Source organism: Streptomyces sp. NPDC003300, assembly GCF_040610915.1.
GTDB lineage: Bacteria > Actinomycetota > Actinomycetes > Streptomycetales > Streptomycetaceae > Actinacidiphila.
Genome location: NZ_JBEXNE010000011.1, coordinates 61,802 through 84,399 on the forward strand (window position 1 = coordinate 61,802; position 22,598 = coordinate 84,399).

Genomic DNA, 22,598 nt, shown 5'->3' on the forward strand with positions numbered 1-22,598 from the left:
GCGTACGACATACGTACGGAAGTCGTACGGGCGCGGGGGGTCGCTAGCGGTGGCGTAACGGTTCAGCTGATCCGTACGGCTCCCACCGGGCAATACGTCGAGGCCGCCCCCGGTGACGGGGACGGCCTCGCGGTACTGCTACGGCCTGGAGTCAGCGCGTTTCGCGGTGCGCGGTGTGCGCGTTGCAACGCGGGCAGTGCTTCTTCATCTCAAGACGGTCCGGGTCGTTGCGCCGGTTCTTCTTGGTGATGTAGTTCCGCTCCTTGCACTCCACGCAGGCCAGCGTGATCTTCGGGCGGACGTCTGTGGCGGCCACGTGAGTGCTCCTTGACGAACGGGGGTGATTTGAACATGAGAATAGTAGCCGACTGAGGGACCGATCCCACAATCGGCTACGGTGAGTAGCGGCGACCGGACTTGAACCGGTGACACAGCGATTATGAGCCGCTTGCTCTACCGACTGAGCTACGCCGCTTTGACGAACTGGTCCCCGCCTGACGGCGGGGAACCGATCCATCTGAGCCCCAATACGGAATCGAACCGTAGACCTTCTCCTTACCATGGAGACGCTCTACCGACTGAGCTATTGGGGCGAGCGAGGAAGACATTACACGGTCCGCCGCGATACGTGAAATCCGTATCGGGCAGGGCACATCGGGCGTCGCGGGGCGTCACGCCCACCCCCTGATCAGGACGTGATCACCTCCCGGCCGCCGCGCGCCGGGTGGCCGACGGGCCCCGTACGAGGGCCTGTTCGCACCGCCGCGACCGCCGGACAGGAGGGCCTGTTCGCACCGCCGCCACGAGGGTCCGCCCGCGCCGCCGCGACCGCCCGGGCCGCGCCCGCCAGGAGCCGTACCCGCCCTCGCTCTCCGCGCGGCACCGCGACCGCCCGCACCCGCGAACCGCGCTCCGGCGCGCACGAGTTCCGGGCGCACCGGAACGCGAGCGCGTCCGCTCCCCCGCGCGGCGCCGGCCGTACCGTGTGCCCCGTCCCACGACCCCCACCGGTACGACTAATGCCCTCCTGTCAGGTGTGTGCCGTGCTGACCCCTAAGCTCGGCTTTGCGTGATCTTGCCTCCCGCCGCCCGCCCTGCACGCACCGGAGGAGCGCGATGACCGACAGCCCTCGCGACAGTGCCCGCACCGCCGCAGAAACCGCCACCCTGCTGCTGTGCGGCGCCCGGCTGACCGACGGCCGGACCGTGGACGTACGGCTCAGCGGCCCCCGGATCGAGGCCGTGGGCACCGCCGGCAGCCTCGCGCCCGCCGCGGGCCGTACCGCCGACGGGTCGCGCCGTCCGGCCGACGGCACCCGTATCGACCTGCGCGGATATCTGCTGCTGCCCGCGCCCGCCGAGCCGCACGCCCACCTCGACCTGGCGCTGACCGCGGGCGCCGCGGGGCCGCCGTCCGACGACCCCGCCGATGTGCAGCGGCGCGCCACCGAGGCCGCGCTGCTCCAACTCGGCCACGGCGCCACCGCTTTGCGCAGCCATGTGCGGATCGGCGACGTCCAGGGGTTGCAGGCGCTCGAAGCCGTGCTCCAGGCGCGGCGGGCGCTGCGCGGGCTCGTCGACCTGCACACCGTCGCCGTACCGCGGCTGCTGACCGGCGCGGCGGGCGCGGACGGGCTCGCGATGCTGCGCGACGCGCTGAAGATGGGCGCCGCGGTGGTCGGCGGCTGCCCCGATCTGGACCCGGACCCGAGCGGGTACGCCGAGGCCGTCTTCTCGCTCGCCGCCGAGTTCGGGCTCCCGGTCGACCTGCACACCGCCGCCGACGACCCGGCCCGGCTGGCCCGGCTCGCCGCGATGGCGGGCGGTCTGCGGCCGGGCGTCACCCTCGGCCCGTGCCACGGTCTCGGCGCGCTGCCGCCCGAGGCGATCGACTCCGCCGCGCAGCGGCTGGCCGCCGCCGGGATCTCGGTCACCGCGCTCCCCCAGGGCGGCTGCGGCGCGCTGGACTCCGTACGCCGCGGCGGCGGTCCGCACACCCCGGTCCGCCGGCTGCGCGCGGCGGGCGTCCGGGTCACGGCGGGCAGCGGGGCGCTGGGCGACCTGGCCAATCCGGTCGGCCGCGGCGATCCGCTGGAGGCCGCCTTCCTGCTCGCCTCCTACGGCGAGTGCGGCGCGGCGCAGGCGTACGCGGCGGTCAGCGGCCGGGCGCGGGCCGTGCTCGGGCTGCCGGAGGTACGGGTCGAGGCCGGTTTCCCGGCCGAGCTGCTGGCGGTGCGCGGGGAGGGTGTCGAGGCGGTGCTCTCCCTGGCGTACAGCCGGATCGTCATCCACCGGGGCCGGGTGGTCTCGCGGACGAGCGCGGTGCGCGAATACTGCGACTCGGCGAGCGAGGCCGCGCTCGACCTCCCGCGTCAGTCGCACCGCGAGGCGTAGCGTCACGTCCATGCGCATGGTGATCGCTGGTGGACATGGACAGATCGCGTTGCGGCTTGAGCGGTTGCTCGCCGAGCGCGGTGACAGTGTGGTCGGGCTGATCCGTAACCCGGCCCAGGCCGACGACTTGCGGGCGGCGGGCGCCGAGCCGGTCGTCCTGGACCTCGAATCGGCGACGGTCGCGGAGGTGGCCGCCGTCCTGGAGGGCGCCGAGGCGGCCGTCTTCGCGGCGGGCGCGGGTGCGGGCAGCGGGGCCGCCCGCAAGCACACCGTCGACCACGCGGCGGCCGTGCTCTTCGCCGACGCGGCCGAACAGGCGGGCGTACGGCGCTATCTGGTGGTCTCCTCGATGGGCGCCGACGCCCGGGCGAGCGGGGACGACCCCGTCTTCACCGAGTACCTGCGCGCCAAGGGCGCGGCCGACGACGACATCCGCGCGCGTACGGACCTGGACTGGACGATCGTGCGCCCCGGCGCCCTGACCGACGACCCGGGCACCGGCCGCGTCCGTCTCGCCCCCTCCACCGGCCGCGGCTCCATCCCCCGCGACGACGTCGCCGCCGTCCTGGCCGGCCTCCTGCTGACCCCCTCGACCGCCGGCCTCACCCTCGAACTCGTCTCCGGCACCGACACCATCCCCGAAGCCCTCCGCACCGCCGCCCTCCCCTAGCCCCTCCCCCTCCCCGCACACACACCAAAACGGCCCCCCACCCTGCTCTTCAGCAGGCCGGGGGGGCCGTTCTCATGATGTGGCGGCACGTGGATTCGAACCACGGTAGGCAGAGCCGACGGATTTACAGTGCGCCGGTTTCACCCCATCCGAGCAGCAGTTTTGGTTTCAGGAGGCCCCGTTGGGACACACACGGGGGATGATCATGGAATTGGCGTTGGTACGGCCTCAGCGGACAAACCTGCCTCCCGCTGACATGAGCTGGCTCCGCTGAAACCTCCACCGCCCCACCCGTGCAATCCCCTCTGAGTGGCCCAAACAGTCGGTCCTGCATCCATCTCGCCGCCGGAAAACCAGCAGTCGGGAGAGCAGTCCGGCGGCGGTAAAGTACCCAAAGGCGCAGCTCTGAGGCTGTTTGAGACTCTGTCGCGCCTAGTCGGCATGACAGAAATGCGTTGCCAGGCATCATGCCGCCCTCCTACAATCTCTCGTTGTCGGCACTTCAATCGGCGTTCGTCAGGGAGGCGCGAGTGACGGCCATAGGTGAGGCTGCGGAACGGCCACTGCCAGAGTGGGACAGCCCGGAGATTGAGGCGCTGTTTTCGAGCCGGGAGACGGCCGAAGCATGCCGCTTCTTGCTGCAGCGCCGCGACGATCCGCCGACCATGGATGAGTGGGTCGAGCGCTCTCGTGACGTTTTCGGGAAGGGCAACGTACAAGCCCAGCGCCGCCTACGGGAGGTCCGTGACCACTTCACAGTGACTTCCTACCGGCGGGAAGGAGACGGGAAGTGGGTCTACCGGCTCGACGCGTGGAGTGAGACGCCGGCCAGCGACTCAGGGAGGATCAGCCCGCGGCTTCAGGCAGAGGTCTTCACCGTGAAAGGGCGTTTCTGCGCGATGTGCGGTGCCGGGCCGCAGGATGCCCGGCTCCAGATCGATCACATCGTTCCGCGGTCCTGGGGCGGGGAGACGGAGCTGGACAATCTGGAACCGCTCTGCCAGCCGCACAACAACGGCAAGCGCGCCTTCTTCAAGTCTCTGGCCCCCTACAGAGAGGCGTTCGGACAGGCCATCTACCGCACCAACCCCTGGGAACGGATCGGAGAGCTCCTCAAGGCCTTCGCGAGCAGAGGGGAGGCAACCCCAGTGGAGCTCATCCACATCGTGGCGCGCGAGACGCACCGGGGAGACCCGATGAAGCGGCTGCGCGAACTGCGGTTCATCCTGGGGTGGGAGATCATTTCCCACCGGTTCAAGGAGAACGGCGTGACCTCGGTGACCTACGAGCTGCGCTCCTGGGAACCGTGGCCTCCCGAAGGAGCACCTGCCGCGGTCAAGGCATACGAGCGTGAGCGGAAGCGCCGCAAAGCAGCCGGCGACTAGCTGTCTGCATGCCTCACCGGATGCCGTCGAAGTTCTGCCCCCGGCCGTTACATGCCGGGGGCAGAACTTCGCCCGAGATGGCCACGTGCCTGCTATAGCCGGGGGAAGCTCTGCTGGAGCCAGTCACGCACCGAAGCGACGGTGGCCCTGCCGTGCTGCCGGAGTGCGTCCGCGATGTCGCGCCCGCAGACAAGCGCGATCGGGTGTCCGTCTTCCTGGACCTCGCTCTGTACCTGCCGGTTGAAGTAGGACGTGGTGACCAGCACGCCGAAATTGCGGTGACGGATTCGCGAGATCAGACGCGAGACCTCGCGGACTCCAACGCCGTTGCCCGGGCCGTAGCACTTGGCCTCAAGTGCGAAATCGATGCTGATCGGGTTTGCCGGAGCGCCGAGCACGTAGACGCCTACAGCGTCACGACCGCCGTCGCGGCTGGGCCGCGTCACATCGACTGCGCCAGTAGACGGGGCAATCAACCGCCAAACGGCCACTGCGCACGCCTCGAAGTCACTTTCCCTCCCGCGGAAGTGCTGCCGGATCTCATCCAGCACAGCCTGCCCTGTCTTGTCAGAAGGGAGCTGGTCCGCAGTGGAACGGATGGCAGTCGTGGCCGGCGCCAGCAGCGGCCGGTAGACACGACTCTGCACCCATGCCTTCCACGCCTCAGGGCACTCTCCTCCAAGCACATCGCCGCCTCCCAGGACGTGACCGATCCAACTGCGGGGGACCAGCTCGACATCCAGCACCGTGAAGCGCGAGCGGTAGTTCTGGAATCTCTTCCCCTCAGTTGACCGCCAGATCGCCGCCAGTTCGTCATCCGCGGTCAGAGTGGGTCCCCCCGGGGCAAGCAGGCCTCGGAAGCGCACCGCCCGCCCTTTGGCTCGGGCCTTCTCGAAGAGCAGGAAAGGCGGCACCTTGGCACCCCGGACCAGGGCCGTCCCGTGGGAGTGCTCGAAGGCATCCCGCAGGAGAACATTGCCCTTGCGCGGAGTCTCATGCAGGCCCTTGCCCGGCGTCTTGTTGTCGCCGTAGTAGGTGAATGTCCCTGTCCCGGTGTCCAGATAGTCAGGCCAGTCCACCTCTCCCCCACTGGTGTACAGAACGACCAGCCGGACAGTCCCCTTGGCCGGCGAGCCGGCGTAGCGGAACCCACCCTGGTTACCAGTACCTGGCAGCAACTGAGCGAGCGCGTCGTCGCCGGAGTGCCCTGACGCTCCGCCGGCGTAGACAGCGTCCACCGCGAGATCAGAGTGCTTGAGCTGGTCGAAGGGGACGTCCTGGCCTGGTGCTTGCGGCGAGAGAGGCATACAAGTACTTCTACCAACCCAGGCTGACATTCATCAGAGTCGACCTGCGGTCGTCGCAAGAGGTTCGTAGCTCTTCAATCACAACTGCGCTGGCGCAGGGTTGGAAGGGCGACGCCAGTGTCAGATTCTCCAACTACGGTGGCGTAGTGGGCGAGCCGGTCGCGGCACTAATTCTGTGTCAAGTGGTGCACCTCGTCGGTACCGCTGAGGTGGTGCATGGACCTGAGGGAAAAGAGGCGCCGCGGTGCAGGACCCGGTGCCCGTCGCCACTTATTCAATCGAGAGCTGCCATGTGCCGGCGCCCTGTCGATCCATCCCTCAGGACTGCTCTGAGGCTGGACGAATCCATGATCCTCGTGACCGAGACGATTGTGTCGATCTGCAAGGTGCTCACTGCCACCAGCGACACACGTCCCTGGCAAGAGCGAATTCTGGGTCGGCGTAGTCATCCACCTGCAGTGGCGTGCGCATCACGCGACGATGCGCGCCAGCCGTACTTGCCCCGCGTGCCGGACCGTGCGGCCGTACGTGATCTCCACTCGGCACCGCTTGTGCGTCCCGTGCGTGCGGGAGGCCGACGATGCGGCCTGATCCCCGGTGCTGCCCGCGCACCCCCTAGTGCTACATGGCACGGGCCGGACGCCCCGTCGAGCAGCGCCGGCGCGCCCACCCGGCCGACCGGATCAAGGCCCGTGAGACGGAGCGCTGGCCGCCGCCGAATGCGGTTGGCCGGCCAGGCCAGTCTGGGTCGCGGCCCACACCGTCCCTGTAAGCGCCCTGGACGACCCGCTGTTGCTGCGGAAGGTGCTGACTGGCTTCACGCTCCGGCTCGACGGCAAGCAGGCGGCGGCATCGTCCAGGAAAGCGGGTACGGCGAGGTGTGGGCGCGGGCCCGGAAGCAGTCGTTCACGCCGGACCAACTGGCGTCGCCTCTCGGTGCCCGCCCGTATGACTTGCGCCACGCGTGTGTGTCGCTGTGGCTGAACTCCGGCGTCGACCCTGTCGAGGTCGCACGCCGCGCCGGCCACTCGGTCGCCGTGCTGCTCAAGGTCTACGCCAAGTGCCTGGACGGAGCCACCAGCATGGCGAACGACCGGATCGACGCCGCTCTGAAGCGCTGGCGGTAGCTGATCAGGCGTGACGGCTACCGCTTCAGCGCCCGGTAGCGCTTCATGAGTGCGGTGATCCTGCCGGGGTCGGCCCCGCCGTTGAGTTCTGCCGTGAGGTCGTCCGGGCACAGCTCATAGAGGTCGCCCCACCAGCGTCGCCCCTTGTTGTCCCAGATGCGGTATCCACCCGGGACACCCCGCGCCACATACCGCCGCTTGCTCATGCGATGCCCCCCGTCAGCTCTCACCATTCCGGCACAGCAGTCGTCGAGAACGACTGAGGGGCCTGTGTCCAGCGAAGATGCTGGTCACAGGCCCCTCAGGCAGCGTGGCGGCACGTGGATTCGAACCACGGTAGGCATAGCCGACGGATTTACAGTCCGTTCCCATTGGCCACTCGGGCATACCGCCATGGGATGAAGCCGCGGATCCGCTGGGTGCGGGGTGCCGTGGCGACGACGTAAACGATACCCGATCCGGAGGGGTGGTTCGCCACCGGATTGATCACCGCCTCCGCCTTGTGTCCGCGCGCACCGGACACCGCTCCTTCCCCACGGAGATCCACACACGACAGGCCCTAGTCTTTGGGGATGGTGGTCCGGGGATCGGGCCGCGGATGTGATGGAAGACAGACAAGCGATACCCAAGGAGCCCACTGAAGATGGCCGACTCCAGTTTCGACATCGTCTCGAAGGTCGAGCGGCAGGAGGTCGACAACGCCCTCAACCAGGCCGCCAAGGAGATCTCGCAGCGGTACGACTTCAAGAACGTCGGGGCCTCGATCGCCTGGTCGGGCGAGAAGATCCTGATGGAGGCGAACTCCGAGGAGCGCGTGAAGGCGATCCTGGACGTCTTCGAGACCAAGCTGGTCAAGCGGGGAATCTCGCTGAAGGCGCTGGACGCGGGCGAGCCGCAGCTCTCCGGCAAGGAGTACAAGATCTTCGCCTCGATCGAGGAAGGCATCTCCCAGGAGAACGCCAAGAAGGTCGCGAAGATCATCAGGGACGAGGGTCCCAAGGGCGTCAAGGCCCAGGTCCAGGGCGAGGAGCTGCGCGTCAGCTCCAAGAGCCGCGACGACCTCCAGTCCGTCCAGGCCCTGCTCAAGGGCAAGGACCTCGACTTCGCCCTCCAGTTCGTCAACTACCGCTGATTCCACGCCGGGAGGCCGCGGCCCGCGTCGCGGCCCTCCCGCCGGTTCCCCTGCGGACGCCGCATCCCCGTGGACGCCGCACCCCTGTGGCCGCCGCATCCCCGTGGCCGCCCCCATCCCCGTGGCCGCCGAATCCCTGTGGCGCCCGCGCCCCCGGCGATAGGCTGCCTGGCCAAGACAGGCAACGGGGAACGGGGAAGTACCAGGCATGTCCGCCAAAGGAGATCTGACGATAAGTCTGATCGGGCTCAGCGACCTGGCGACGGGGCTGAGATCGGTCAAGACGCGGATGGACGACACCGGGCAGGTCGATCGCGCCCTCGGCAACGGGGAGTTGGGCTCGTCCAGGGCGCATGACGCGCTCGACGGTTTCATGCACGGCTGGAAGGACGGCCGCAAGGAGATCGACAGCGGCCTGGAGAGCGTCGCGAAGATGGCGCAGGCCGTCGTGGACGAGCTCACCAAGACCGACCAGGAGCTGAAGGACGCGCTGGCCAAGCACGAGGGCGGCGGTCAGCCGTGACCGTGTCCTCTTCCGCCCCCTCCGGCACGTCGCCGGTGCGCGGGGTGAACATCCTGGTGCCCAGCTCCTGGTACGAGTTCGACATCCATCCGGCCACGCGCGACGCGTCGATACGTGAGGTCGTACGCGAACGGGTCCAGGAACGGCCGGAGTTGGCCGACTCCAGGACGGCGCTCATCCGCACGCTGACCCGTACGGCCGACGAGGCGTGGCAGACCGGGGTGCTGTACTTCGGCGCGCTGGCCGACCTGAGCGACGAGGCACCGCTGACGGCGAGCGTCACGATCGCGGTCCTGGAAGCCGACGACCGGGCGGACGGCACGGCGGACGGCGATCGGCCCGGCGGCGGGGCAGGAGGGGCAGGCGGGACGGGCGGCAATCTGGCGGCGCTGGTGGCGGCGCTCAAGCCGGTCGCCGCGGGCCGCAGGCCGACCGACCCGTGGCGCCGGATCAAGCTGGTGGAGCTGCCGGACGCGGGTTCCGCCGCGCGCAGCGAGGGGATCGACGACATCGAGCTGCCGGATGACGACCGTACGGTCCGGATGGTGCTGATGCAGACCTTCGTACCGTTCCCCGGCGGCGACCCTCGGGTCGCGGTGATCAGCGGGGCGACCTCCCAACTCGCCCTCGCCGAGCCGATGCTGGAGCTGTTCGACGGCATCACCGAGACCTTCCGCTTCGTGTACGCCGACGACGACCCCTCCGCCGGGTCCGCCGAGAAGGTGAGCTGAGCCGTGACCCGACCCACCGACTGGCACAATCTCGACCTCGACAGCGACCCGACTCCCGGTGACGTCTACGAGATCAGGGCCGAGGGCAGGCGCTTCCAGACCTTCGCCGAGGACGTGGCGACCGTGCACTCGCTGCTCAGCAGCGCGGCCAAGGACCAGGCGCTCGCCGAGTGGAACGGCAAGGCCGCCGAGGCGTTCCGCGGTCAAATAGGCAAGCTGCCCGGGCAGTTGGGCAAGCTCCACGACTCCTACGGCGCGGCCGGCGACGCCCTGGTGACCTTCGCCGACTCGGTGGAGACCGAACAGTCCACCGCCGACGGCGCGTTGTCCCAGGCGCGCCTGCTGCGCAACGATCTGGCCGCAAAGCAGACCGAGTTGGCCCGCGCGCAGGTCGACGCGACCACGGCGGGCGACGCCAAGGCGAAGCTCGACGGCTCCAAGGGATCAGCCGGAAGCGCCGGCGGGAACGTACCGCCGCCCGACCCGGACAAGGTCCGTCAGGCGGTCCGCAACGCCCAGCAGGCCGACGCCCACAAGAACCAGGTCGCGGGCCAGGTCTCCGGGATTCAGCAGCAGTTGGCCGAGCTGCGCAAGAAGGCGCAGGACGCCGGGACCAACCACGGCACGGCGGTGGACGTCCTCAAGAAGGACCTCGACCACGCCTCCGACGTCGGCATCCACAACAAGAAGTGGTACCAGAAGCTCGGGGACTTCCTGGTCAAGGCGTGGAGCGTCATCCTCCCGATCCTCAAGGTGATCGTCGCCATCGGCGGCATCCTGCTGCTGTTCATCGGCGGCCCGCTGGCCTGGATCGTGCTGGCCGCGGCCTTGCTGGTCTTCGCCGACACCTTGGTGAAATTCATTCAGGGCAAGGCGGGTTGGGGCGATCTGCTGTTCGCCGCGCTGGACTGCATCCCGGTGATGGGCAAGGTCAGCATGCTGGTCAAGGCGGGTGAGATCGGCAAGCTGAAGTGGGCGGTGAAGATCCTCCAGGCCGAGCGGAAGTACCAGAACGTCATCAAGGTGTGGAAGTACGGGGAAGACCTCAGCGGATTCCGCAAGGTCGCCTTCGGCTTCGCCAAGGGCCTGGGCAAGGACACCCTCAAGGACGCCATGAACGGCGGCTGGACGAACGTCAAGAAGAACTTCCTGGCCAACGTCGCGGGCAACACCATCGGCGCCGGGCTCTCCCCGCTGGTCGACAAGGGCTTCGCCAAGATCCCCCGGCTCTACTACAGCGGCCCGATCTCCGCGATGTCGGGCGCCGAACGCCGGGCCCTGGGCCACCTGTCGATGGACATGAACGGCCTGACGCAGCGCGGAAAGACGCTCATCGGCGCCACGAAGGGGCTGGTGACGTCGGTGACGAAGGAGACCGTCAAGAGCACGGTCTTCGGCAAGGACTTCACCATCGAGAACATCGGCTTCGGCACGCTCACCGGCTTCGGCAACTCGGGCGGCGGCTACCGCACCGGCCGGCACTGAGCGGGACGTCCACCCGAGCGGGCCGGGTCCGGTTCACCGCCAGGAGCCGGACAGACCCGGAGCCGGACAGACCAGAGGCCGGACAGACCGGGGCCCGCGACCGCTACGAGCCGCGCCGTACGGCCACGTCGTACCGCGGGTCGCCGAAACCGGCGGCCCGCGCCCGGCGCAGCGCCTCATCGCCGATGTCCCGGATCGCCGGGCCGCCGCCGCGGGCCTCATCGGTCCGCTCGGCGGCTCCGGCGGCCCCGCCCTGCCTGACCAGGCTCACCCCGCGCGGACCCGGCAGCGCGAGCACTCCCCCGATCCTGGGGTCGCCCGCGAACCAGACCTCGCGCTTGGCGTTCTCGCCGAGCACCCGCCGCCAGCGGCGGACGTCGGGGAAGCGGACCCGGATGCTCACGTCCTTGTCCGGGTTGTCGGGCACGGGCAGCCGGAAGAACGGCACGCCGTTATCGGCCACTTGGGCGACGCCGTCCAGGCGCTGCCAGGGGTAGACCTGAAGGACCCGCCAGTACCGCTTGTAGCGCGGCTGTATCAGGGCCCACCAGCCGAGGCCGAGCATCGAGGCCGTCATGAGGACGTACGCGAGCCAGGTGACGTCGATGTCGAGGAAGACGTCGAGGAAGGCGAAGACCAGGGCCCAGCCGGGGATGCCCGCGGCGCTGACGACCAGCAGCGCCCGCAGCCGCCCGCGGGACCGCGCGCACCACTCGCGCGTCGCCGGTTCCGCGACCGCGCCCTCGTACGTCACGCCGTCGTACGTCACGCCCTCGTACGTCACGCCGTCGCGCGGCGCACCCTCGTAGGCCCCAGCAGGCACGGGAATTCCCCCTCGGGTGTGGGTGCGGCCATCGGGTCCGGCCGTCGGCGTTCGACCCTAGCAGTGCGGGTCTCCGGCGGCGCGGGCTCAAGCGCGGGCGCAAGCGAGGGCTGAACCGCGGGCTGAACCGAGGGCTGGACCGAGGGGCTCAAGCGACGGGCCCGGCCGAGGGGCTGAACCGACGGCGCGGTACGTCACGGCTTGCCGTAATCGGCCGCCCACGGGTTGAGTTCGGCGTACTGCTGCTTCCAGGCCGTGCGGTACTGGGCGGCCAGCGGCGGGGGGAAGATCGCCAGGACTTCGGCGACGCGCTCGGGGGTGGCGCCGTCGAGCAGCCACGGGATGTAGCGCGGCGCGAGGCCGAGGCCGATCTGATTGCGCTGGCTGTCGGCGAACAAGGCCCAGTCGGCCGGGGACAGTTCGCGCTCGATGAGCGGCAGCGCGTCGCTCTCCTCGTGGCTGAGGTGGGCGTTCAGTTCGGTGGCGAAGGCGTCGGCGGCGTCGCCGAGGGCGGTGTGGCCGCCCTGTTCGTCGGCGAGCGCCGCGTCGATCGCGGCGATCAGCGGGTCGATCCGGTCGTGTTCCGCCTCCATCGCCTCAAGGAGTTCGAGGTCGTCGGGGCGGTCGGCGAACTGGCCGCGCAGCTTCGGCCACAGGACGTCGTCCTCGGCCGTGTGATGGATGGTCAGGAACCGCTTGAACAGATCCCACCCGAAGTGGGTGGCGGTGAGCCGGGACGGGTCGTCGCCCGTGACGGCGGCGGACTTGGCGATGATCGCCACGTCGCGCCGCAGTCCGTCGTGGAAGGCGTACATCATCGTCAGATCGACGGTCTCGCCCGGCTGGTGCGGAGTGGTCATCAACGTGTCTCCCTGGAACTAGGTGAACCAGTGGATCAGGAGGAATCGCCACACCGAGGCTATAGTCAGCCTGCCGAATCGTCAATCCGTATATCTATCCGGGAGTTGAACCATTTCCGGGCCGAACCGAGGCGCTACTGAAGCTCCTTGACCACCTTCAGCGCGTCCCCGATGTGCCCGCCGATGTTCATCATCGAGGAGAACGCGTGCCGGACGACGCCCTCGCGGTCGATGACGAAGGTGACGCGGCCGGGCACGACGCCCAGGCTCGTGGCGCCGTACTGCTTGCGCACGGCCTTGTCGGTGTCGGCGAGCAGGATGAAGGGCAGCTCGTGGCGGCCGGCGAACTTCTCGTGCGTCTCGACCGAGTCGGAGCTGACGCCGATCACCTCGGCGCCCGCGTCGGTGAAGCTCTCGTAGCTGTCACGGAAGCTGCACGCCTCGGTGGTGCAGCCGCTGGTGTTGTCCTTCGGGTAGAAGTACAGCACCACGACCTTCTCGCCCAGCACATCGCTGAGCGTGACGGGCTTGCCCGTCTGGTCGGGAAGGGTGAAGTCCGGTGCCTTGGCGCCGACGTGAAGAATGGCCATGACGTCTCCTCGGTGGGATGCGGTCGGGAATGCGGTCGGGGATGCGGACCGGGTATGCGGGTCGGGTATGCGGGTCGGGGGACACGGTCCGCGAGGGGCGTCGGGGACGGAAACGGTACGGGCGGCCCGCGCGCGACAGCCGGTGGTCAGACGTCCGCGCGCAGCATCTTCGTGAGCAGCGCCTTCAACTCCGCCCGGCCGTCGGTGCCGAGCCTCGTGCCCATGTCGGTCTCGGCGGCCTCGACGGCCCGCCGGGCGGTGGCCAGCGCGTCGCGCCCCGCGTCGGTCAGCCGCAGCGCGTACCGCCGCCGGTCGCGCGGGTCGCGCTCGCGCACCACCCGGCCCGCGCTCTCCAGGTCGTCGACGATCTGGAGGATCGCCTGCTCGCTGATGCCGAGCCGCCGGGCGAGCCGCTGCTGCGAACTCGCCTCGTCGGCCAGGACGGTGAGCGCGCCGAAATGCCGCGCCTGGAGGCCGACGTCGGTCAGCGCGTCCTCGATCCGGCGCCGTACGAAATGGTGGGCCTGGGCGATCAGCGGGCTCGTACGCCGTACACCGCGCTCGGGCGGGGTACGGGCCAGCAGGGTGCTCAGCAGCGCGTCGAGGCGGACGCGTTCCGCGGCGGTCAGGGCCGCGGTGAGGTGGTCGTCGCCCGCGGCCATCGCGGGTTCCATGGCCTTGACGGCGCTGCGGCCGTCGTCGGTGAGGGCGAGGACGTACGAGCGGCGGTCGCCGGGGTTGCGGGCGCGGGTGACCTGGCCCGCCTGCTCCAGCCGGTCGATCAGCTTGACCATGGTGGTGCGGTTGATGCCGAGCCGCTCGCCGAGATCCTGCTGGGAGTACGTGACGGGGGCGTCGAGCGCGTCGAGTATCTGGAAGTCGCGCGCGCCTGAGGCGCCTTGGCCCGCCGCGACGCCGAACTCCGGGGCGAGGTGATCGGCGACCCGGTTGGCGCGGATGTGTGCGCGGCGCAGAAGATGCGCCGCGTAGACGGCGAGGGCGGGCGGCAGTTCGGCGTCCGCCGTCTCGACACTGAGCGCGTAGTCGTCCACCCGGCACCTCCGCAGGTGAGGGTAGCAGGGACGGCCTCCTGACCGGCCGTCAGGTACGGCGGACGGCCGGAAGGCGCTCGGCCCGAAGGCACTCGGCCCGAAGGCACTCGGCCCGAGGGGCGGCCCGAAGGCGCTCGGCGCGGCGGACAGCCGGAAGGCGCTCAGCGCGAGGCGAACGGCCGGTCGGTCGGCACGATCTCCTTGCCCAGGGGCATGAGCGACAGCGGGATCAGCTTGAAGTTGGCGATGCCGAACGGGATGCCGATGATCGTGACGCAGAGCAGCACGCCGGTGACGATGTGGCCGAGGGCCAGCCACCAGCCCGCGAGGATCACCCACAGCACATTGCCGACGAAGGAGCCCGTGCCCGCGTCCCGGCGCTCGACCGCGGTGTAGCCGAACGGCCAGAGCGCGTAGACGCCGATGCGGAAGGCGGCGATGCCGAACGGGATGCCGATGATCGTGACGCAGAGGAGTGCCCCTGCCAGGACGTAGCCGAGGAACATCCACACACCGCAGAGGATGAGCCAGATGACGTTCAGGATGGTCTTCACCGGTGGCCTGCCATGTCTTCGAGGCGGGAGATGCGTTCTGCCATCGGGGGATGGGTCGAGAAGAGCTTGGAGACGTCGCCCGCGCGGAATGGACTGGCGATCATCATATGGCTGGCGGTCTCCAGGCGCGGTTCGGGCGCGAGGGGCCGCTGCTGTGTGCCCGTTTCGAGCTTGCGCAGCGCGGAGGCCAGGGCCAGCGGGTCGCCGGTCAGGCGCGCGCCCGAGGCGTCGGCCTCGTACTCCCGCGAGCGGGAGACGGCCAACTGGATGACCGAGGCGGCCAGCGGGCCGAGGATCATCAGCAGCAGCATGCCGAGGATGCCGGGGCCCTCGTCGTCGTCGGAGCGGCCGATCGGGATCAGCCACGCGAAGTTGACCAGGAACATCACCACGGAGGCGAGCGCGCCCGCGATCGAGGAGATGAGGATGTCGCGGTTGTAGACGTGGCTCAGCTCGTGGCCGAGGACGCCGCGCAGCTCGCGCTCGTCGAGGATGGCCAGGATGCCCTGGGTGCAGCAGACCGCCGCGTTGCGCGGATTGCGGCCGGTCGCGAAGGCGTTCGGCGCCTCGGTGGGCGAGATGTACAGCCGGGGCATGGGCTCGCGGGCGGTGGTCGAGAGCTCGCGCACGATCCGGTACAGCTCGGGCGCCTCGAATTCGCTGACGGGGCGGGCGCGCATCGCGCGTAGAGCCAGCTTGTCGCTGTTCCAGTACGCGTACGCGTTCGTCCCCACCGCGATGACCAGGGCCACGATGAGTCCGGTCCGGCCGAAGAAGCTGCCGATGACCAGGATGAGGGCCGACAGACCGCCGAGGAGTACGGCGGTCTTCAGCCCGTTGTGCCGGCGGTGCACGGTGCGCCCTCCAAAGTGTGCGTCGGGGGGAACCTCTCCCCCTAGGAGAACCTCCTGCCCACAACAACGCCACCCGAGCGCCGCTAGTTCCCTTATGCGCACGCAGCGCTACCGGCGCGGGGCGTACGGATACGGCCCCCGGCCGGTCGGGGCCGGGGACGGACGTGCTGGTCAGAGGGGCGGAGGGAGGGCCCGGTCAGAACAGCGAGCCCTGCGCGTACCGCAGGACGAGCTGCGGCGCGCCGGACAGTGCGACCCCGGCCAGCGCGGTCAGCGTGATGGCGGCGACGAGGCCGACGGGCGTACGGGTGACGGGTACGGCCGCGAGCGCGCCGCCGGTCGTGACGCCGGTCGTGACGCCGCTCGTGCCGCCGCTCGCGCCGCCGGTCGCTCCGCCGGTCGTGACGCCGCTCGTGACCGCACTCGGGGATTGCTCGGGAGCGCCCTCGGGGCGGGTGAAGAGCAGCGCCGTCCAGCGCAGGTAGTACACGAGCGCGATGACGACGTTGACGGCCATGATCACCGCGAGCCAGCCGTGCTGCGTGCCGACGGCGGAGGAGAAGACGGCGACCTTGGCGAACAGGCCGATGACGCCGGGCGGCAGTCCGGCCAGGCACAGCAGGAAGAAGCCGAGCGCGAGGGCGGCCAGCGGGCGGGTCGCGTACAGGCCCCGGTAGTCGCTGAGCCGGCCCTGCGGGGCGGAGCGCGAGACGAGGGCGGCCACGGCGAAGGCGCCGAGGTTCACCACCGCGTACATCAGGGCGTACGCGACGGTGGTGCCGATCTCGTGCGCCGGGTCGGCGGCGGAGGACGCGGCGGCCAGCGGTACCAGCAGATAACCCGCCTGGCCGATGGACGACCAGGCCAGCAGGCGTACGGCGCCGCGCGGCACGCCGGGCCGCTGCCGGAGCGCGCCGACGTTCCCGACGGTCATGGTGAGCGCGGCCAGTACGCCGAAGGCCGGGCCCCACACGTCGTGGTAGGGCTTGAAGGCGATGACCGACACCAGGATCAGGCCGGAGAAACCGGCGGCCTTGCCGACCACCGACAGATACGCGGCGACCGGCAGCGGCGCGCCCGCGTAGGTGTCGGGCACCCAGAAGTGAAAGGGAGCCGCGGCGAGTTTGAAGGCGAACCCCACCAGAGTGAGGGCCGCGCCGACCTTCGCCACGGTGACGAGTTGCGCGGGCGCGTGCGTGAGGCCGTCGGCGACGGCGGCCAGGTGCATGGTGCCGGTGGCCGCGTAGACGAAGCTGATGCCGAGCAGTGAGACGGCGGTCGCGGTCACCGAGGACAGGAAGAACTTGAGCGCGGCCTCGCTGGACAGCTTGTCGCCGCGCCGCAGGCCGACCAGCGCGAAGGCGGGCAGGGTGGCGACCTCGAGGGCGACGATCAGGGTCGCCAGGTCGCGGGAGGCGGGCAGCAGCGCGGCGCCGGAGGCGGAGGCGAGCAGCAGGAACCAGTACTCGCCCGCCGGGAGGTCGTCCTGGGTGTTGACCGACAGCAGGGCCGTGAGCAGCGCGCCGCCGAGCACCAGGGCCTGGATGACCAGGGTGAAGTGGTCGGCCGCGTACGAGCACCCGCCGCCGCCCGCGGGGAGGTCGGCGGCGGTGCCGGGGTGCACGACCGTCACGCAGAAGGTGGCGTGGCGGCCCGCCCGCAGCGGGATCAGGGCCAGTGCGGCCAGGACGAGTCCCGCGACGGTGATCCAGGCCAGCAGTTCCTTGCGGGCCTTGGGCAGGAAGAGGTCGGCGACCAGGACGACGAGGGCGAGGACCGCCGGGATGGCGGCGGGGGCGAGCGCCGTCCAGTCGACGGACTGCACGAGGGACGGCATCAGTTGCCTCCGAGGAGGGTGTGCACGGCCGGATCGGTGAGGCCGAGCAGGACGGCGGGCCACAGTCCGGCCAGGACGGTGAGCGCGGCGAGCGGCGTCCAGGCGGCGAATTCGTACGCCTGGACGTCGGCGAGCGCGGGCTGCGCGTCGACGGTCTCGCGGTCGCCCATGCAGACCCGGCGGACCACGACCAGCAGGTACGCGGCGGTGAGCAGGGTGCCGAAGGCGGCGACGGCGGTGAAGGTCAGATACGCGGGGCGGCTGAGGCCCGCGGCGGGTTTGAAGGCGCCGAACATCGACAGCATCTCGCCCCAGAATCCGGCCAGGCCCGGCAGTCCGAGGGAGGCGACGGCGGCGAAGGCGACCAGGCCGCCCAGGCGCGGCGCCTTGCCGTAGAGCGCGGCTCCCGTGGCCCCGGCGAGGGTGTCGAGGTCGCTGGAGCCGTATCGGTCCTTCAGGGCGCCGACCAGGAAGAACAGCAGGCCGGTGATGAGGCCGTGGGCGATGTTGGCGAAGAGCGCGCCGTTGACGCCGGTGGGGGTCAGGGAGGCGATGCCGAGCAGGACGAAGCCCATGTGGCCGACGGAGGAGTACGCGATCAGCCGCTTGAGGTCGCCGCCGTTGCCCCGGCGGGCCAGCGCGAGGCAGGCGAGCGAGCCGTAGACGATGCCGACGACGGCGAAGGCGGCCAGGTAGGGCGCGAAGGTGTGGATGCCGTCGGGGGCCATCGGCAGGACGATCCGGACCAGGCCGTAGGTGCCCATCTTCAGCAGCACGCCCGCGAGCAGCACCGATCCGACGGTGGGGGCGGCGGTGTGGGCGTCGGGCAGCCAGCTGTGCAGCGGCCACATCGGGGCCTTCACGGCCAGGCCGAGGCCGATCGCGAGGACCGCGATCAGTTGCGTGGAGTGACTGAGTGATGACCCGTTGTCAGTGGCGAGTGCCACCATGTCGAATGTGCCCGCCTTCACGCCGATGAGGAGCAGGCCGAGCAGCATGATCACGGAGCCGAGGAGGGTGTAGACGATGAAGCGCAGTGCGGACCGCTCGCGGTCCCCGCCGCCCCAGCGGGCGATGAGGAAGTACATCGGGATGAGGACCGTCTCGAAGGCGAGGAAGAACAGCATCAGGTCGAGCACGGCGAAGGTCGCCAGCGTGCCCGCTTCCAGGAGCAGCAGCAGGGCGACGAACGCCTTGGGGCCGGGGCCCGCGGGCATTTTGAAGTAGCTGTAGAGCGCGCAGAGGAAGGTCAGCAGCGCGGTCAGGACGAGGAGGGGGAGCGAGATGCCGTCGACGCCGAGGTGGAGATGGATCTTGAGCGCGGGGATCCAGTTGAGGTCGGTGGTGGCCTGGGTCCTGGCGGGGTGGTCGTGGTCGAAGCCGGCCGCGAGGACGATCGCCAGGACGAGTACGGCGCCGGTGACGGTGACGCCGTGCCGCAGGACGGCCTGGCCGGGGTCACGGCCCTTCAGGCCGGGCGGCGGCGGGAGCAGGGCGCCGACCGCGCCGAGCAGCGGCAGCACGAGGAGTGCCGCGAGGACGTACTGGAGGGCGGTGTCGTTCACTTCGGGCTCAGCCTCCGACGGCGACGAGGACGGCGAGGACGACCGCACCGGCCAGCAGCGCGCTGAGGTAGGTCTGGACGTTTCCGGTCTGGGCCTTGCGGACGGCCGCGCCGAGCAGCCGGGGGGTGCCGCCCGCGCCGCGGACGTAGGTCTCGATGACCTCGCGGTCCAGGAAGCGGACGAGTTGCGCGGCGGCCAGCACCGGGCGGACGAACAGCGCGGTGTAGAGGGCGTCGAGGTGGAAGCCGTGGGCCGCGTGGCGGTGCAGCCTGCCCAGCAGCAGACGGCCGGGGTCGCCCGGGTCGTCGGCGGACGCGATGTCGCCGTAGATCGCCTCGTGGGTGGCGGTGGCCTCGGCCTCGACGAGGGCGGGTTCCGCGCCGGGGTCGCCGTCGGCGGTGACGACGGCTCCGACGGGGACGGCGAGCCGGGTGGCGGTGGCCGCCTTCCAGGCGCCGTAGGTGATCAGGACGCCGACCAGGGCCAGGCCGGTGCCGAGGACGGAGGTGATCAGGGTGGGGCCGAGCGGGGCGCCGCCGAACCAGTCGGGCAGCTCGCGGTAGGCGAGGCCGCCGAAGGCGATGGTGGGGACGGCCAGCACCCACAGCACGGAGGTCATCACGACCGGCTGCCTGCCGTGGTCGGGGGCCTCGGGGCCGCTGCCGCGGAAAGCCAGCAGGAACAGCCGGGTGGCGTATCCGGCGGTCAGGACGGCGGCGGTCAGGCCCGCGACGAAGACGGTCCAGCCGACGGCCGAGGGGACGTGCGCGGTGTGCCCGGCCGAGGCGTGCTCGGCGGCGCGCAGCACGGACTCCTTGGAGAAGAAGCCGGACAGCGGAGGGAGGGCCGCGAGGGCGGCGAGGGCGATGCCCATCGTCCACATGGCGTCGGGGACGCGCTTGGCGAGCGAGCCCATGCGGGACATCGCGGTGAGCGAGTTGGTGCCCGCCGCGTGGATGACGACGCCCGCGCCGAGGAAGAGCAGCGCCTTGAAGGCGCCGTGCGACAGGAGGTGGAAGACGGCGGCGTCGCGGTCGGCGACGGCCAGGGCGCCCGCCATGTAGCCGAGCTGGCCGATGGTGGAGTACGCCAGCACGCGTTTGATGTCGTCCTGGGCGAGGGCGGCCAGGCCCGAGCCGATCATGGTGACGGCGGCCATCACGGCGAGGACGGCCAGCGCGGCGGCGGACGCGGTGAACACCGGCAGCAGCCTGGCCACCAGATAGATGCCGGCGGCGACCATGGTGGCGGCGTGGATCAGCGCGGAGACCGGGGTGGGACCGGCCATCGCGTCGGGCAGCCAGGTGTGCAGCGGGAACTGCGCGGACTTGCCCGCGACCCCGGCGAGCAGCAGCAGCGCGATCACCGTGGGGTGGTGGAGCCGGCCGTCCGCCGCGGCGGCGAGGATGCCGCTGATCCGGAAGGTCCCGGCGTCGGCGGCGAGCGCGAACACCCCGATGAGGAAGGGGACGTCGCCGAGCTTGGTGACCAGGAACGCCTTGATCGACGCCGTCCTGGCGGCCTCGGTCTCCCAGTAGTGCCCGACCAGGAAGTACGAGCAGATGCCCATGATCTCCCAGCCGACCAGCAGCACCATCAGGTCGCCCGAGTAGACGACCAGGAACATGGCGGCGGTGAACAGCGAGACGAGGGCGGCGTACGAGGGATAGCGCGGGTCGTCGCGCAGATAGGCGGTGGAGTAGAGCTGGACGCAGGTGGCGACGAGGCCGACGAGGACGGCGATCAGGACCGCGAAGCCGTCCAGGTGCAGGGCGAGGTAGACGGGCGCGGAGCCGGTGTCGGTGAGCTTGTGGACGGCGTCGGTCGGCGCGCCGGTGCCCTGGCGGGCGGCGACGACCGCGGCCAGGACGAAGGCGGTGGCGGTGGGCAGTACGGCCAGCGGGCGTACGAAGCCGGGTGCGCGCCGGCCGAGCAGGAGTCCGGTGACCGCGCCGAGGAAGGGCAGGAGGGGGACGAGCGCGGCAAGGGCGGTCAGGGTCACGCGGCGGCCTCGGCCTTCTTGTCGGCGGCCGTGCCGTCCGGGTCGGACGCGGTGTGCTCGGACGACGCGTGCTCGGCTGACGCGTGCTCGGGCGGCTCGGCGAGGTCGGTGAGCCGGTCGATGTCGGAGCTGCCGCGGTTGCGGTACACGAGCAGCACGATCGCCAGGCCGAGACCGATCTCGGCGGCGGCGATCGTGATGGTGAACAGGGTGAGGGCCTGGCCGGAGTGGAGGGTGTCGCGCAGCCACACGTCGAAGGCGACCAGGTTGAGATTGACGGCGTTGAGCATCAGCTCGACGGACATCAGGACGAGGATCGCGTTGCGGCGGGCGAGGACGCCGTAGACACCGACGCAGAAGAGGAGGGCGGCGAGGACGGCCGGGTAGACGAGGTGCATCAGTTCTCCTTGCCCTGGCCGGTGGGGGTGCCGCTGGGGGTGCCGGTGGGGGTGCGGCCGCCCGTGCCGGTCCCGGCGCCCTTAGCGGTCCCGGTGCCCGCGCGGTCCTCGGCGGTCTCGCGGCGGGAGAGGACGATCGCGCCGACGAGGGCGGCGAGCAGCAGCACCGACAGCGCCTCGAAGGGCAGCACCCAGAAGCGGAACAGGGTCTGCCCGGTGGCGTGCGAGGAGCCCTGGACCACGCCGTGCAGGTCGATCCAGGTGGAGCGGAAGGCGTCCACGACCACCCACACCAGGGTGACCGCGGCGGCGACGGCGACCCCGAGGGCGACCCAGCGGTTCTCGGAGTCGGCGTCCGGCGAGCGGCCGATGGGCGCTCTGGTCAGCATCAGTCCGAACAGCAGGAGGACGACGACGGAGCCGACGTAGATCAGCACCTGCACCCAGGCGATGAACTCGGCCGTGAGCAGCAGGTATTCGACGGCGAGGCCGCCGAGGGCGACGACCAGCCACAGGGCCGCGTGCACGAGCTGCCGGGTGGTGACGGTCAGGACGGCCGCGCCGAGAGTGACGAGGCCGATGAGGAGGAAGGCGATCTCGACGCCGGTGGGCGAGAGGAAGCCGCCCTGGCTGTGGATGGTTTCGTGGACGATCACGAGTCGCCCTCCCCCGGCGCGGAGGGTCCTTCGGTCGCCGGGTCGGCCGCTGGGTCGATCGCCGTCGGGGCCTGCGGCTGGGCCTCTGTTTGGGCCTGCGCCTCCGCCTGGGCCTGGGCTTCCGCCTGGGCCTGGGCCGCGATGAGCTTGTCGGCGGCCTTGCGGGCGGCGGCGATCTCCTTGGGTTCCTCGGCGGCCGGGTCGAGCGCGGGAGGCGCGGGCACCGTCCACATCCAGTCGCGCAGCTTGTCGCGCTCGTGGGTGAGTTCGAGGATGTCGGTCTCGGCGTACTCGAACTCCGGCGACCAGAACAGCGCGTCGAAGGGGCACACCTCGATGCAGATGCCGCAGTACATGCACAGCGAGAAGTCGATGGCGAAGCGGTCCAGCACATTGCGGCTGCGCTCGCGCCCGCCGGGGGCGGCGGCCGGTGTCGTCTCCTTGTGGGAGTCGATGTAGATGCACCAGTCGGGGCACTCGCGGGCGCACAGCATGCAGACCGTGCAGTTCTCCTCGAACAGCGCGATCACACCGCGCGAGCGCGGCGGGAGTGCGGGCAGCGCGTCCGGGTACTGGTCGGTGACGGAACGCTTCGTCATCGTCCGCAGGGTGACGGCCAGGCCCTTGGCGAGGCCGGTTCCGGGGATGGCCAT

Annotated in this window: 22 protein-coding genes, 3 tRNA genes and 1 pseudogene; 8 read left to right on the top strand and 18 right to left on the bottom strand. The window is 70.5% G+C overall.

From position 1 onward, the window contains the following. Window positions 1–151: 151 nt before the first annotated feature. From rpmG to ABZX65_RS18095, 3 genes are all read right to left on the bottom strand, one after another. On the bottom strand, window positions 152–316 hold the full coding sequence (gene rpmG / locus ABZX65_RS18085; RefSeq protein WP_004571794.1) for a 50S ribosomal protein L33: 165 nt from the start codon (window positions 314–316) through the stop codon (window positions 152–154). Window positions 317–402: 86 nt separating this feature from the next. Next, a tRNA-Met gene (locus ABZX65_RS18090) sits at window positions 403–475 on the bottom strand. Between the two features lie 45 nt (window positions 476–520). Continuing rightward, window positions 521–593 (bottom strand) — tRNA-Thr (locus ABZX65_RS18095). A 523-nt stretch (window positions 594–1,116) separates the two neighbouring features. Here ABZX65_RS18095 and ABZX65_RS18100 point away from each other — a divergent pair. From ABZX65_RS18100 to ABZX65_RS18110, 3 genes are all read left to right on the top strand, one after another. Continuing rightward, entirely contained in the window at window positions 1,117–2,394 is a 1,278-nt protein-coding gene (locus ABZX65_RS18100; protein WP_355340286.1) for an amidohydrolase family protein, read from the top strand. Window positions 2,395–2,404: 10 nt separating this feature from the next. Continuing rightward, window positions 2,405–3,064, top strand: a complete 660-nt coding sequence (locus ABZX65_RS18105) for an NAD(P)H-binding protein (RefSeq protein ID WP_355340289.1) — start codon at window positions 2,405–2,407, stop codon at window positions 3,062–3,064. 491 nt (window positions 3,065–3,555) lie between these two features. Beyond that, entirely contained in the window at window positions 3,556–4,449 is an 894-nt protein-coding gene (locus ABZX65_RS18110) for an HNH endonuclease (RefSeq protein WP_355340292.1), read from the top strand. A 92-nt stretch (window positions 4,450–4,541) separates the two neighbouring features. Here the strand turns inward: ABZX65_RS18110 and ABZX65_RS18115 are convergent, their stop codons facing one another. Further along, complete coding sequence (locus ABZX65_RS18115) at window positions 4,542–5,756, bottom strand: restriction endonuclease (RefSeq protein ID WP_355340295.1); 1,215 nt, start codon at window positions 5,754–5,756, stop codon at window positions 4,542–4,544. A gap of 845 nt (window positions 5,757–6,601) precedes the next feature. On the opposite strand from ABZX65_RS18115, the pseudogene ABZX65_RS18120 reads away from it, so the two are divergent. Then, window positions 6,602–6,883, top strand: a pseudogene (locus tag ABZX65_RS18120) (site-specific integrase); the annotation flags it as partial. Window positions 6,884–6,900: 17 nt separating this feature from the next. Here the strand turns inward: ABZX65_RS18120 and ABZX65_RS18125 are convergent. Together ABZX65_RS18125 and ABZX65_RS18130 are read right to left on the bottom strand one after the other, a co-directional pair. Beyond that, window positions 6,901–7,089: a hypothetical protein gene (locus ABZX65_RS18125; protein WP_355340298.1), complete on the bottom strand. Its 189-nt coding sequence runs from the start codon at window positions 7,087–7,089 to the stop codon at window positions 6,901–6,903. Window positions 7,090–7,194: 105 nt separating this feature from the next. After that, window positions 7,195–7,276, bottom strand: a tRNA-Tyr gene (locus ABZX65_RS18130). Between the two features lie 250 nt (window positions 7,277–7,526). Between ABZX65_RS18130 and ABZX65_RS18135 the strand changes: the two genes are divergently transcribed. The 4 genes from ABZX65_RS18135 (at window position 7,527) to ABZX65_RS18150 (ending at window position 10,754) form a co-directional block, all read left to right on the top strand. Beyond that, window positions 7,527–8,015 (top strand): YajQ family cyclic di-GMP-binding protein, encoded by a 489-nt coding sequence (locus ABZX65_RS18135; RefSeq protein ID WP_188284013.1) that lies wholly within the window; start codon window positions 7,527–7,529, stop codon window positions 8,013–8,015. 208 nt (window positions 8,016–8,223) lie between these two features. Then, on the top strand, window positions 8,224–8,538 hold the full coding sequence (locus ABZX65_RS18140; protein WP_355340301.1) for a hypothetical protein: 315 nt from the start codon (window positions 8,224–8,226) through the stop codon (window positions 8,536–8,538). Beyond that, window positions 8,535–9,269 carry a hypothetical protein gene (locus ABZX65_RS18145; RefSeq protein ID WP_355340304.1) on the top strand — a complete coding sequence of 245 codons (735 nt, stop codon included), beginning with the start codon at window positions 8,535–8,537 and terminating at the stop codon, window positions 9,267–9,269. The genes ABZX65_RS18140 and ABZX65_RS18145 overlap by 4 nt, the downstream gene beginning before the upstream one ends. A gap of 3 nt (window positions 9,270–9,272) precedes the next feature. Continuing rightward, window positions 9,273–10,754 (top strand): WXG100 family type VII secretion target, encoded by a 1,482-nt coding sequence (locus ABZX65_RS18150; protein WP_355340307.1) that lies wholly within the window; start codon window positions 9,273–9,275, stop codon window positions 10,752–10,754. 103 nt (window positions 10,755–10,857) lie between these two features. Here the strand turns inward: ABZX65_RS18150 and ABZX65_RS18155 are convergent, their stop codons facing one another. From ABZX65_RS18155 to ABZX65_RS18210, 12 genes are all read right to left on the bottom strand, one after another. Continuing rightward, entirely contained in the window at window positions 10,858–11,577 is a 720-nt protein-coding gene (locus tag ABZX65_RS18155) for a hypothetical protein (RefSeq protein WP_355340310.1), read from the bottom strand. Window positions 11,578–11,771: 194 nt separating this feature from the next. Further along, window positions 11,772–12,437, bottom strand: a complete 666-nt coding sequence (locus ABZX65_RS18160; RefSeq protein ID WP_355340313.1) for a hemerythrin domain-containing protein — start codon at window positions 12,435–12,437, stop codon at window positions 11,772–11,774. Between the two features lie 134 nt (window positions 12,438–12,571). Further along, window positions 12,572–13,027 (bottom strand): peroxiredoxin, encoded by a 456-nt coding sequence (locus ABZX65_RS18165; protein WP_355340316.1) that lies wholly within the window; start codon window positions 13,025–13,027, stop codon window positions 12,572–12,574. 146 nt (window positions 13,028–13,173) lie between these two features. Then, window positions 13,174–14,079: a MarR family transcriptional regulator gene (locus ABZX65_RS18170; protein ID WP_355340319.1), complete on the bottom strand. Its 906-nt coding sequence runs from the start codon at window positions 14,077–14,079 to the stop codon at window positions 13,174–13,176. A gap of 161 nt (window positions 14,080–14,240) precedes the next feature. Then, window positions 14,241–14,633, bottom strand: coding sequence for a YccF domain-containing protein (locus ABZX65_RS18175; RefSeq protein ID WP_355340322.1), 393 nt, complete (start codon window positions 14,631–14,633; stop codon window positions 14,241–14,243). Then, window positions 14,630–15,487, bottom strand: coding sequence for a zinc metalloprotease HtpX (htpX, locus tag ABZX65_RS18180; protein ID WP_188284004.1), 858 nt, complete (start codon window positions 15,485–15,487; stop codon window positions 14,630–14,632). Before htpX ends, ABZX65_RS18175 begins: the two co-directional genes overlap by 4 nt. A gap of 196 nt (window positions 15,488–15,683) precedes the next feature. Then, window positions 15,684–17,324 carry an NADH-quinone oxidoreductase subunit N gene (locus ABZX65_RS18185; RefSeq protein WP_355340327.1) on the bottom strand — a complete coding sequence of 547 codons (1,641 nt, stop codon included), beginning with the start codon at window positions 17,322–17,324 and terminating at the stop codon, window positions 15,684–15,686. After that, complete coding sequence (locus ABZX65_RS18190) at window positions 17,324–18,889, bottom strand: NADH-quinone oxidoreductase subunit M (protein WP_355340330.1); 1,566 nt, start codon at window positions 18,887–18,889, stop codon at window positions 17,324–17,326. Before ABZX65_RS18190 ends, ABZX65_RS18185 begins: the two co-directional genes overlap by 1 nt. Window positions 18,890–18,896: 7 nt before the next feature. Then, a complete protein-coding gene (locus ABZX65_RS18195) occupies window positions 18,897–20,891 on the bottom strand; it encodes an NADH-quinone oxidoreductase subunit L (RefSeq protein ID WP_355340333.1) in 1,995 nt (664 codons plus the stop codon). Then, window positions 20,888–21,289, bottom strand: a complete 402-nt coding sequence (gene nuoK / locus ABZX65_RS18200) for an NADH-quinone oxidoreductase subunit NuoK (protein WP_355340336.1) — start codon at window positions 21,287–21,289, stop codon at window positions 20,888–20,890. Before nuoK ends, ABZX65_RS18195 begins: the two co-directional genes overlap by 4 nt. After that, window positions 21,289–21,945 (bottom strand): NADH-quinone oxidoreductase subunit J, encoded by a 657-nt coding sequence (locus tag ABZX65_RS18205; RefSeq protein ID WP_355340339.1) that lies wholly within the window; start codon window positions 21,943–21,945, stop codon window positions 21,289–21,291. The genes nuoK and ABZX65_RS18205 overlap by 1 nt, the downstream gene beginning before the upstream one ends. After that, a complete protein-coding gene (locus ABZX65_RS18210) occupies window positions 21,942–22,598 on the bottom strand; it encodes an NADH-quinone oxidoreductase subunit I (RefSeq protein ID WP_355340342.1) in 657 nt (218 codons plus the stop codon). The genes ABZX65_RS18205 and ABZX65_RS18210 overlap by 4 nt, the downstream gene beginning before the upstream one ends.